This is a genomic window from Microcoleus sp. FACHB-SPT15, assembly GCF_014849525.1.
GTDB lineage: Bacteria > Cyanobacteriota > Cyanobacteriia > Cyanobacteriales > Coleofasciculaceae > Symplocastrum > Symplocastrum torsivum.
In genome coordinates, this window is record NZ_JACJNU010000050.1 from 185,824 (window position 1) to 196,848 (window position 11,025).

General features: G+C 42.6%; 10 protein-coding genes. 7 read left to right on the top strand and 3 right to left on the bottom strand.

Translation table 11 applies throughout. From position 1 onward, the window contains the following. Positions 1 to 18: 18 nt before the first annotated feature. Complete coding sequence (locus tag H6F98_RS17880; protein ID WP_192220047.1) at positions 19 to 1,074, bottom strand: folate-binding protein YgfZ; 1,056 nt, start codon at positions 1,072 to 1,074, stop codon at positions 19 to 21. A 62-nt stretch (positions 1,075 to 1,136) separates the two neighbouring features. After that, the gene (locus tag H6F98_RS17885; protein ID WP_192220048.1) at positions 1,137 to 1,520 is read right to left on the bottom strand and encodes a hypothetical protein; all 384 of its coding nucleotides are present in this window, start codon (positions 1,518 to 1,520) and stop codon (positions 1,137 to 1,139) included. Between the two features lie 320 nt (positions 1,521 to 1,840). Here H6F98_RS17885 and H6F98_RS17890 point away from each other — a divergent pair, with 320 nt between their 5' ends. From H6F98_RS17890 to H6F98_RS17915, 6 genes are all read left to right on the top strand, one after another. Then, complete coding sequence (locus H6F98_RS17890; RefSeq protein WP_192220049.1) at positions 1,841 to 3,730, top strand: protein kinase domain-containing protein; 1,890 nt, start codon at positions 1,841 to 1,843, stop codon at positions 3,728 to 3,730. Between the two features lie 241 nt (positions 3,731 to 3,971). After that, positions 3,972 to 5,282: a DnaJ domain-containing protein gene (locus tag H6F98_RS17895; RefSeq protein WP_192220050.1), complete on the top strand. Its 1,311-nt coding sequence runs from the start codon at positions 3,972 to 3,974 to the stop codon at positions 5,280 to 5,282. Between the two features lie 78 nt (positions 5,283 to 5,360). Further along, on the top strand, positions 5,361 to 6,998 hold the full coding sequence (locus tag H6F98_RS17900) for a hypothetical protein (protein ID WP_192220051.1): 1,638 nt from the start codon (positions 5,361 to 5,363) through the stop codon (positions 6,996 to 6,998). Between the two features lie 216 nt (positions 6,999 to 7,214). Further along, complete coding sequence (locus H6F98_RS17905; protein WP_242058588.1) at positions 7,215 to 7,838, top strand: M15 family metallopeptidase; 624 nt, start codon at positions 7,215 to 7,217, stop codon at positions 7,836 to 7,838. A 143-nt stretch (positions 7,839 to 7,981) separates the two neighbouring features. After that, positions 7,982 to 8,755 carry a Uma2 family endonuclease gene (locus H6F98_RS17910; protein ID WP_192220053.1) on the top strand — a complete coding sequence of 258 codons (774 nt, stop codon included), beginning with the start codon at positions 7,982 to 7,984 and terminating at the stop codon, positions 8,753 to 8,755. Positions 8,756 to 8,787: 32 nt separating this feature from the next. Beyond that, the gene (locus tag H6F98_RS17915; protein ID WP_192220054.1) at positions 8,788 to 9,405 is read left to right on the top strand and encodes a Uma2 family endonuclease; all 618 of its coding nucleotides are present in this window, start codon (positions 8,788 to 8,790) and stop codon (positions 9,403 to 9,405) included. Between the two features lie 45 nt (positions 9,406 to 9,450). Here H6F98_RS17915 and H6F98_RS17920 read toward each other — a convergent pair whose 3' ends face one another. Continuing rightward, a complete protein-coding gene (locus H6F98_RS17920; protein WP_192220055.1) occupies positions 9,451 to 9,909 on the bottom strand; it encodes a WD40 repeat domain-containing protein in 459 nt (152 codons plus the stop codon). 36 nt (positions 9,910 to 9,945) lie between these two features. Between H6F98_RS17920 and H6F98_RS17925 the strand changes: the two genes are divergently transcribed. Continuing rightward, positions 9,946 to 10,894, top strand: a protein-coding gene (locus H6F98_RS17925) for an IS630 family transposase (RefSeq protein ID WP_192220056.1) whose coding sequence is annotated in 2 segments (ribosomal slippage) — positions 9,946 to 10,289 and positions 10,288 to 10,894 — 951 coding nt in all. Because the reading frame shifts where the segments join, the coding sequence is not laid out codon by codon here. Positions 10,895 to 11,025 lie beyond the last annotated feature (131 nt).

Sequence of the window (11,025 nt, forward strand, 5' to 3'; positions counted from 1 at the left end):
GCTTGCAATCATAAGGGCTTACTGATACTCATGGGTTAAGAACGGGACATCAACAATTTCACCAGCCACCTCTCCGACTTGGACTTGTAAACCTTTGCCACCGACTTTTGATCGAATGTAGGCGAGTCCAAACGTTCCTTTGTCAGTTTGTGTAAGACTGGTTAGCTTACCAACTTTTTCTTCTCCTAGCATGACTACCGTTCCCGGTTCAACGGGTGCTTCTAGGCGAATGCCCCAAAGCTGCTGCTTAACGCCTTTGTAAGTATTTAAACGGGCAATCGTTTCTTGCCCAATGTAGCAACCTTTCTCAAACGAAATAGTCTGCCACAAACCAGCTTCTAGAGGATTGTAATCCTCAGTAAGTTCATGGTCGGGAGTCGGACGTCCTTGTTCAATTCGCAATTGCTGCCAAATGCGATCGCCCATTGGTGTTGCGCCTGCTACTGTTAGAGTTTGCCAAAGTTTCGCTGCGTCACTAACAGGCACAATCAGTGTATATCCCGGCAAGGCTAAACCACTTCCTACAGCAATATGCGCTTTAATTTCACCTAACATTACTGACTGGTGACTGGCATACGCTTCAGCAATAGACAACTCAATACCCAACGTTTGCAACAAGCGATCGCTTTGGGTTCCAATCAGGCTAAAGGTTGCACTCTCGTTGGACACATCTGCCAATTCCACCCGATCCATTGGGAAAATAAAACGATCTAGCCACTCCATCAACTGTTGACGCCGATTCGGAGAAACTAGCAGCAATACCGAGTCTTCCATCACATAAGCCGTTGCTAAATCAATAGTACGGGCTGTAGAGGTTACAAAAACGGTGTCACAACCTTGTCCTGGCTTAAGGCGTTGAAAGTCATTCGTGCTTTGGTTGTGTAAGTAGCGAAGTCGGTCATCATCTGAAATTTTCAATCGTCCCCAGTGAGACAAGTCAGCTACAGCAACTCCCTGACGCGCCGCCTGAATTGCTGCTGCATCATTACCAAAACTTGCTGGAACCATTTCCTCCGCAACTGGCTCAAAGGTTGCCCCAGCCTCACGCTGGATATCATGTAAGTCTTGAATCATTCTCGTATGCGTTCCCTTCAATTTGCGATCGTTCTCTGAAAGCGTCTCTATGTCGCTGTTTCTTATACAGCAGATAAATCTGCAAAAACTTGTGCCACTAACTGTTGTGCCTTGGTATCTAGACACTGCCAATCCACATCACCCGTTTCATCAATCAGTGTTGTATCAATTTCGACTTCCTGGCTTTCTAGTTCAGAGTGTACAGGTTTGTAGTTGCGAAAACAGACTTGAAAACAAAGTTCCCACAAATCGACGCATATTGAAGTATCTTGCTTTTCCAAACACAACTGATAGCCTGGTATCGGAGTTTGAACGTCTTTGTAAGTTGCCTTCCAAGTCGTATCTTCCAGTTGTTTGCGAACTTGATCGACGATACGGATTAAAGCGGGTTGCATTAGCAGTTCTGCCTGTTCCCATGCGACAGTATTTTTAAATTTTGGTTTCATAAATGAACTTAAAAACGTTTTACTAGGGGCAAAATTATTATGATGAACTCTAAAAGTGAAATCTGTTCAACGACTAGGATAGAGGTTTACGAACCTGTATTTGCCTTGTCGATGAAGTGTTGAGAATCATGAAGACTTAGCTTGTGCGATCGCATCATCTAGCACACTCCGTAGGCGCACTGATCAACCGAGGCAACAGAGTTACAGCGCTTCCATCCGCGAAATGTAGCATCAAAAAAGAAAATTGGCACAATCCTGGCATACATTCCTGGTCAGCGTATGTAAATATTGTCAAATGAATTCTTGAGCGCATCCTTCCTATGTTAGGCAAGTTACTTGACAGGCGTTACCAAGTGACCCAAGTCTTGGGTGCTGGTGGATTTGGTAGAACCTATCTTGCACAAGACACCAGACGTCCCGGCAACCCAACTTGCGTTGTTAAACAACTGAAGCCCCTTACTAGTGAGCCAAGCTTTCTGGAAACAGCCCGACGCCTGTTTAATAGTGAAGCTGAAACTCTAGAACAGTTGGGAAACCATGACCACATTCCCCGGCTACTTGCCTACTTTGAAGAAGACCAGGAATTCTACTTAGTACAAGAATATATTGAAGGGCATACCCTCAGCCAAGAACTGCAACCCGGTCAACGGTGGGACGAAAGCCGAGTAATTGAACTACTCAAAGAAGTTTTAGGTGTGTTGGAATTTGTCCACCACCACGGCGTTATCCATCGCGATATCAAGCCTGACAACCTCATCCGGCGCAACTCAGACCAAAAATTAGTGTTGGTGGACTTTGGGGCAGTCAAGCAAATCCGCACCCAGATGGCTAGCGCTTATGGACAGCCAAGCGCGACTGTTGCTGTTGGCACTCCAGGTTATATGCCAAGCGAACAAGCGCTAGGTCAACCGCGTCCTAGTAGTGATATTTATGCGTTGGGTGTTATTGCTATCCAGGCACTCACGGGTTTGATGCCTGTCAGTATCCAAGAAGACCTCAACACAGGCGAACTCCTCTGGCAGCACCTAGTCTCAGTAAGTAGAGGATTTGCAAATATCCTTACCAAGATGGTGCGCTATCACTTCAAAGACCGCTACCAAACAGCCTCTGACGTTCTACAAGCGTTGCAGCAGCTCAATGCCTCCTACCCACCGACAACGCCATACAATAACCTCCCTCGATATCCCTCTGGTAACGAGTTTCCCAATCCCCAACAGACATCACCACAACCCAATTATCCGCCAACCCCACTCAACTATCCCCCAACGCCACCCTCTCAGCACAACACCCTAGCCGCCAGTCCTGCATCTCCTCCTCGGCAACCCGTCGCTGCCTCACCTAGCTATACTTCATCTTCTAACTCCAGCTCTTTACCTTTCGTGGTTGGTGCAGCGATGGTGATTACTGTGATTGCAGGCTTCGGTTTGGCTTACGCCATTCGTCAAAACTCGTTTCCCGGCGGCGGGACTAATGTATTGGCTGGTTCAGAAGGAAGCTGCACAGTAAAGACAGACTTGTTGAATGTTCGCTCTGGACCGGGAACTAACCGGAACGTCGTTAACACTGTACAGAAAGGGAGAACGCTTGCCCTCACTGGCTCACAGGAAAATGGCTGGGTGGAGATTAGTTCTCCTGTGAGGGGATGGGTTTTCAATGGCAGCAAGTTTGTAGACTGTAGATTGGCAGATCAGAGACCTCCTGAGCCAGTAGCTAGTCAGCCACCCGTGGAGACTCCTACACCGACACCGTTACCAGTCAAGCCAAAACCTGTTGATAACGGTGCAAAGGATTTGGAAAAAGCTGCTGAGGCTTATGAAAAAGGAGATTTGTTAAGTGCGCTTAAGCTAGCTCAAAGTGTTGCTTCAAAGGGTTCTGAATACAGAGACGAGGCTGTAGCGAAAATCGCTCAATGGCAGAAAGAATGGGCAGCCGCTGAGGCACAATTTAAACAGATTCAACAAGCATTCAATGAAAAACGCTGGGATGATGTGTTGGTTCATGAGTCAGACACTGATTTTCCAGAACAACGCTATTGGCGCGAACAGTTGAATAAATTAATTGACGAAGCTAAGCGGCAGAAAGCGGAAGCAGACAGCCAAGGCGAACCTACCCCATCTGAACCAACTCCGGGTGAACAATCGCAACCTGAACCAACGCCATCAGTAGTGCCAACACAACCTTCAACTGGCGAAGCGCCTACAAACCCTTAAACTTCGCAATAGAGCCTTGTTGAACGTTGGAATAATTACACATCTTATAATCACAAGTCGCAGCGATTCTTCCTTCCCATTGCATTGAAGAAAGGAAATCCTAACCTCTCCAGGATTGGGGACTAGAAAGATTTCAAATTCGTCTAATCCCCAATTCCCAATTCCCAATCCCCGAACCTCTTTGTCAATTTTGATCTTGGTGTGACACTCTAATAGGTAAAGCGCTCCTTGGTCAAGTCACATGCAGGACTCTCGCGACTACTACAAAATTCTGGAAATCTCCAGAGAAGCCACTATTGAGGAAATTAAAGAAGCTTACCGTCGTCTTGCCCGCGAATACCACCCAGATTTACATCCAGACAATCCAAACGCTGCCGAGAGATTCAAAGAAATTTGCCAAGCTTACGAAGTTCTCTCAGACTCTGTGCAGCGAACTCAATACGATCAAGGGTTTGACCCAATCATAAATCAGCGTAAAAAGCAAGGCATGAGTTCGCAAGACTTCTATGTTCGAGCAGTTGCCAAAGCCTTGGACAAAGATTATCAAGGGGCAGTTGAGGATTACACCCAGGCAATTGATCTCAATCCTCGCTTTATCGAAGCGTACATCAAGCGAGGGGCGATGCGCTACAAACTCGGAGATGCGCGAGGGGCGCTGAAAGATTGCAATGAGGCACTGAGCATTAATCCCAACTTGGCTCAAGCTTACTACTATCAGGGCAGGTCGCGTTACCGACTGGGATACACACAAGCAGCGATTGAGGCGTATACACAGGCGATCGCACAAGAAGGAGATTATGCCCAAGCCTACTACCATCGGGGTTTAGCTAACAATGACTTAAACGAACTTCCCCTTGCTGTTGAGGATTTGCAAAAAGCCGCAGAATTATTTAGACAGCAAGGAGATAGAACTGGTTATCAGCTAGCACAGGAAACCCTCAAATCCCTAAGCAAGACTCAGGGAAAGCTGAGAAGAACCGGAGGAAACGCAACAGCCGTTGTCAGGAATGGGTTTGGTGAGGCGTTGAGGGCTTTCAAGTCTTTAGCACTTAATCCCGTTGGTGGAATATTGCCCACCTTTGTCAGTCTCGGCAAACAACAAGCGATCGCAGTCGGTATAGTATTTGCTGGGATTTTCGATCTTTGCTTTGTCTGTGGTGCTTATCTGGGTTGGCGAGATTTCTTTGAGGCTTCCATCCCTAAGCTAATCATCGTTGGAGTTGTGCCATTTATTAGCCTTGCTGTGATTAGTGCGATCGCTCGTGGTATATTTCGCCGTAAGGGTAGTTTTGCAGGTGATATTTTCCTTGCAGGTGCTTCCCTTTTACCAATTAGTTTATTAGTACTAGCAAGCGGTGTCTCTACTCAACTGCCCAGTTCAACCATGCCAATTCTCGCTGTCTTTACCAGTTGCTACCTGATTCTTAATCTTTATAGTGGTTGCACTCAGATTTTAAACTTGTCAGAGAGAGCAGCCGCGCTGTTGGTACCAATAATGTTGCTGGTGAGTACTTGGCTTTCCTATATTGCTTTTGCTTCACTGTTGACATAAGGAAGTTTGCAAGGAGCGATCGCACTTTCAATGTCCAAGTATAACTGCTAATTGCACTGGCATTCTGCATTTAATGAAGTGAAAAATACTACAATGGTGGCTACCCGAAGACTGGCTAATAAACTTTTTATTAAGATTTTTGGGAGTGATGCTGTATTTACAACGTCATTAATTTTGGTTTTCCTAGCTTTGACTTTTATTGGTATTTTAAACCATGAAATGTGGCGTGATGAACTACAGGCATGGCTTATTGCTAGAGATAGCTCATCTATTAGTAATTTGTTCCAGAATTTAAGATATGAAGGACATCCAGGACTATGGCACCTTTGCCTGTATTTCCTAAGTCGCTTCACTCATAATCCTATAGTAATGCAGCTTTTTCATCTGGCACTTGCAACTGGAGTTATTTATCTTTTTGCAAGATTTTCACCTTTTACAAAGCTTGAAAAAACCCTGTTTACTTTTGGTTATTTTCCTTTCTTTGAATATTCTATTATAAGTAGAAGTTATGTTCTGGGAGTTTTGCTAATCTTCTGCTTCTGTATTTTATTTGCAAAAAAACAGAAAAGTTATTTATTGACACTAATAATTCTTTCTCTATTATCAAATACGAGTTTGTATGGCTTTATTATTGCTATTACTATGGCAATAACATTACTTTTTGAACTATTTTTGGATAAGAACAAAAATAAAATTATCTTTAACAACAAAAGAGAGCTTATCCTGGGATTGATTATATTTACCTTGAGTATATTGTTTGTATTTGTTCAAGTTGTTCCCCCATCTGACAGCACTTTCAAAAATGATTTAGGTGCATTAACTAGACAAGAAAATATAGCAACATCAAATCAAGATAAATTATATAGCAATCTACAAAACTATACCCGACCGTTGGCAGGAACGATTCAGGCTATTTGGAAAAGCTATGTGCCAATACCAATTTTTTTTAAATATAACTTTTGGAACACTAATTTATTTGTAAGTTTTCCAAAGCTAGGACATCCATTGACATTTCTCTTTTCGTTAGGTTTACTCATTTTCTCAATCGCTTGGTTTTGGCAAAAACCTATCGTTCTTTTTCTGTATATTTTTGGTACTTTTGGTATTCTCTTATTTACATACTTAATTTTTGTGGGTTCAATAAGACATCAAGGACATTTGTTCATCCTATTTGTAGCAAGCTTATGGCTCTACAATTCCTACAACCAGCAGGATTTAAATAAACATTTCAATAGATATTCCACAAAACCTTTTAGTAAACATAGAAAAAGGTTTTTCACGATTTTGCTTTTATTGCATCTGGTTGCTGGAGTATTTTCATTTAGTATGGATTTGTTTAATCCTTTTTCAGCTAGCAAAGAAACCTCAGAATTTATTAAAAATCAACAGTTAGTCACTCTACCAATTGCTGGTCACCGAAGTACTGTAACATCTACTCTAGCTGGTTTACTTGAGCGAAAAATTTTTTATCCAGCAAGTGAAGAATGGGGTAGCTTTGTAGTTTTGAGCGATCAGAAGAAGAAAGAATTAGAGAATTACGAGATACTTGAAAAAGTTAATCAATTAATTGATCGCGAAAATTCAGGAATACTTTTAGTACTAAGCAAGCCTTTAGACATTTCTAAACCTGATATAAGTATTGAAAAGATAGCAAAATTCACAAAGAGTATTGTTGCTGATGAACTTTATTATTTATATCTCATACAAAAAACGTAATATTAAAATAGGATTCGCAAGTTTAACAGCCATTGAAGATAAGACATAAAATTCAAATAGCTAAGGTTTTTAAAAGATGAAATTCTGATGAAGCACTGGGTAAGATTAATAACTTTAATCACAACATTGATTCTATGTGTAGGATGCCATGGCACTGATTCTATATTCATCGCTACAATCTCTACTCCTATCACAACATTAACTCAGATAACTGATTTGAGAAATGCAGTAATATCTCAGTCGCTTGTAACCCAATCCACAACACCTGCTACATCTCCACTCCCTTATGATGCTCGACTAGTTGATATTCGCTCAGTTAATAGTAAGATTGCCCTTGATATTCGCTACGCAACAACCAGTAATTTCTTAAAAGGAAAAGTCTACCCCGTGGCGCGATGTGTACTTAGAGGTGCAGCCGCAAGAAGACTCTCACAAGTTCAAGACGATCTAGCAAAAAGTGGATTGGGGTTAAAAGTTTATGACTGCTATAGACCTCTATCTGTTCAAAAGCAAATGTGGCAAATAAAGCCCGATCCGCGCTATGTAGCAAATCCAGCAAAGGGTTCTCGACACAATCGTGGCGCAGCCGTTGATATTACACTGGTTGACCGCAACGGCAAAGAATTAGAAATGCCAACGGGATTTGATGATTTTACAGAAAAAGCTCATAGAACCTATAAGGGTGCAAGTACCCAAGCCAAGAAAAACAGCAAGCTGCTTGAGGATGCGATGAAGAAATATGGCTTTATACCCTTAGCAACAGAATGGTGGCATTTTGATGCGCCAGGTTGGGATAAGTTCTCAATTCTGGATGTAGGTTTTGGGGAAATTCATTCTTGATGGGTCAATGAGAATAGGGAGAGTGCGATCGCTTTTTCTAGATTTGATGAGAAGGCGATCGCTTTTTCTATTCAAACGCCACTGGCTTATCGCCAACTACTATAGATTCAACAGATTCAACTGCCCTCAATAGTGAGAGTCCCATGATTGCCAAACCGCATGAAATTGGAGTTACCCATCTCCCAGACCACACTGAGTTACCAGAGTCAGACGGTACGTTTGTGAAGAACTTTCAAGAACATCCTCAAAGTATCCTATTGACTGACTCGATTAGACCTGTACTGCGACAACTGCATCCTGACGGACAATACTGCATCGGTCAAGATTGTGGCATCTATTGGCGTATGACTGACCCACCGGAAAGAGGCGCAGAAGCACCGGATTGGTTTTACGTTCCCAATGTACCACCGTTATTAAACAGTCAGGTGCGTCGGTCTTATGTATTGTGGCAAGAATATGTTGCACCCCTGATAGTACTAGAATTTGTCTCTGGAGATGGCTCAGAAGAACGAGACAAGACTCCGCCTGCTTCCCTGAACCAAGATGAAGGAAAAAAGGCTGGCAAATTCTGGGTGTATGAGCAAGCGATTCGAGTCCCTTTCTATGGCATTTACGAAGTGAAAAAAGCCTCGGTGGAAGTTTATCACTTGGTAGATGGTCGTTATGAACTCCTACCCATAAATGAACGAGGTCACTATGCGATCGCGCAAATGGGTGTTGAGTTAGGCATTTGGCAAGGGCAATATGACCAGATGGAACTGCCTTGGCTGCGCTGGTGGGATGCTCAAGGTAATTTGTTGCTGACTGGAGAGGAGCGATCGCAACTATTAACATCCCAGCTAGAGCAAGAACAACAACGAGCCACGCGATTGGCAGAACGGTTACGCCAGATGGGTATCAATCCTGATGAAGTGTAACAGAATCAATACAGCAACAGAGTGTCAAACCTATGAATCCTCAACTTTTAGATAAACCAGCCCATCAGCCAACCGAGGAAAAACTGGTGACTCTATATGGTATTAGCTGGGAGAAGTTCAAAGCTATAGAAGCACAGCTAGAGGACAACCGAGATGTTAAATTGTCCTACTTGTCAGGGGTATTAGAAATTATGTCACCAATTGGTGAAGAACACGAGAATATTAAAAGTACTCTTGGCTTGCTGTTAGAAGCTTACATAAGAGAAAAGGGCATCCGATTCTACAAGCGTGGTGGATTCACTCTGGAAGCTCCTGGTTATGCCTCTGGTACACCCGATGAGTCTTACAGTATCGGCAGCAAAAAAGAAGTTCCTGATATTGTCATTGAAATCATCATCGCCAGTGGGACTATCAACAGACGAGAGCTATTCAAACCCAAGAAAGTTCCTGAAATTTGGTTCTGGAAGTCTAACCAACTGAGGGTTTTTCACTTGAAAGAGGGGGAGTATGAAGAGGTTTCTCGGAGTACTTATTTTCCAGATTTAGATTTAGCTTTGTTGCTGCGTTATATTGGGCATCCCGATCAGTACGATGCTGTGCAAGAGTTTGAAGCAGTGATTCAGGGTGAGTGCGCTGAGGGTAATGTTTGAATTAGGCGATCGCATTTTCTGGAATTATTGGAGATGGAATCTCGCTCAAGCTAGCTGCCAAATTTTGATTGTGTTGTCAGCACTACCACTAGCGAGAGTACGACCATTAGTACCTACAAAAGCAACTGAGAGAATTGTCCCTGAGTGCCCAGAAAGGGTGTCGAGTAGTTCTCCTGTATGTGGATTCCACAGATGGATTTTTTGGTCTTTACCACCACTAGCAAGAACCTGCCCATCAGGGCTGATGGCAACAGTAGGGCTTGTGTGATGAGCATGACCATTATTTAGATGTTCTGTAAGAGTGCGTTGTAATTGTAATTCTCCGTCCTTCAGCTTCCAGACCTTGATTTTCCCGTTATCACTGCCACTAACGAGGATTTGTCCGTCAGAACTAATGGCTATAGAGCGAATAAAAAATAAGTTTGGAGTAGTTTGAAAATATTCTCCACTACTCAAATTCCAGATGATAATTGTTTTATAGCAATTCTCACATTTGTGAGGCACAATTTAATTCAAGTGCATCAATTATAAAAATCACCAATGAAACCTCATTCCCTTGAATTTCGCCAGAAAATCATTGAAGTTCATGAAAAGGAAAGCCTCTCAATCAGGAAGCTCTCTCAACGTTTTTGTGTTGCCAAAAGCTTTATTCAAAAATTACTCAAACAATATAAAGACACAGGAGATATTCATCCTCAACCTCAAGGAGGAAGTCCTGAAACTAAGCTCAACCAAGAACAATTAATCGATTTAGTAGAAATTATCGAAACCCACAATGACGCGACGCTTGAAGAACTTTGTGACTTGCTAGAAGAAAGAGTCAAGGTGAGAGTCAGCCGAGCCACGATGGGAAGAATCACGCAAAAATTAAACTACAGTGTAAAAAAAAACTCTCTACGCCGCTGAAAAAGAAAGTGAAAAAGTCCTCCAACAGCGAGTCGAGTTTTGGTCAAAAGTTCGAGATATCCGAGTGGAAGACTTGATTTTCCTAGATGAATCAGGGGTTAACCTAGCAATGGTTCGGCTTTATGCCAGGGCTTTAAAAGGTAAAAGAGCTAGAGGAGAAAAGCCCCAAAAACGAGGCAGAAATATTTCTTTAATTTCTGCCTTATCACTCCGTAAGGTTGTGGCATCAGTCAATATTTATGGAGCAGTAGATGGTGTCACCTTTGAAGCTTTTGTCCTGAACAAATTAGTTCCCAATCTCTGGGAGAATGCTTGTGTTGTTATGGATAATGCCAAAATCCATCAAGGGGAAATGGTGAGAGAATTTATTGAAAAAGCGGGAGCAACACTCCTATATTTATCTCCTTACTCTCCCGAATTTTCCCCAATAGAAAATTTTTGGTCAAAAGTTAAATCTATCTTGAGAAAGACGGCAGCAAGAACCTACAAAGATTTAATCGATGGGATCGCCAACGCCATGCTTAATGTGACCCAGGAAAATATTCGTAACTGGTTTGCTCATTGTTGCTACTGTACCTCATAAATATGAGAATTGCTATATCCCTCTTCTGTCACTCTCCGAAATACGAAGTAACAAGAAAGCCAAACTATCCATCAGGAAAAAAAGGTTGAAATTGATTCATGGCATGAATTAACTCGTGAAAGCCGAGCAAC

What these genes read in the sequence shown, in the direction of transcription:
- H6F98_RS17880 (WP_192220047.1), bottom strand. Translation starts at nt 1,074, where the DNA reads ATGATTCAAGACTTACATGATATCCAGCGTGAGGCTGGGGCAACCTTT.
- H6F98_RS17885 (WP_192220048.1), bottom strand. Translation starts at nt 1,520, where the DNA reads ATGAAACCAAAATTTAAAAATACTGTCGCATGGGAACAGGCAGAACTG.
- H6F98_RS17910 (WP_192220053.1), top strand. Translation starts at nt 7,982, where the DNA reads ATGATTGCCAAACCGCATGAAATTGGAGTTACCCATCTCCCAGACCAC.
- H6F98_RS17890 (WP_192220049.1), top strand. Translation starts at nt 1,841, where the DNA reads ATGTTAGGCAAGTTACTTGACAGGCGTTACCAAGTGACCCAAGTCTTG.
- H6F98_RS17895 (WP_192220050.1), top strand. Translation starts at nt 3,972, where the DNA reads ATGCAGGACTCTCGCGACTACTACAAAATTCTGGAAATCTCCAGAGAA.
- H6F98_RS17915 (WP_192220054.1), top strand. Translation starts at nt 8,788, where the DNA reads ATGAATCCTCAACTTTTAGATAAACCAGCCCATCAGCCAACCGAGGAA.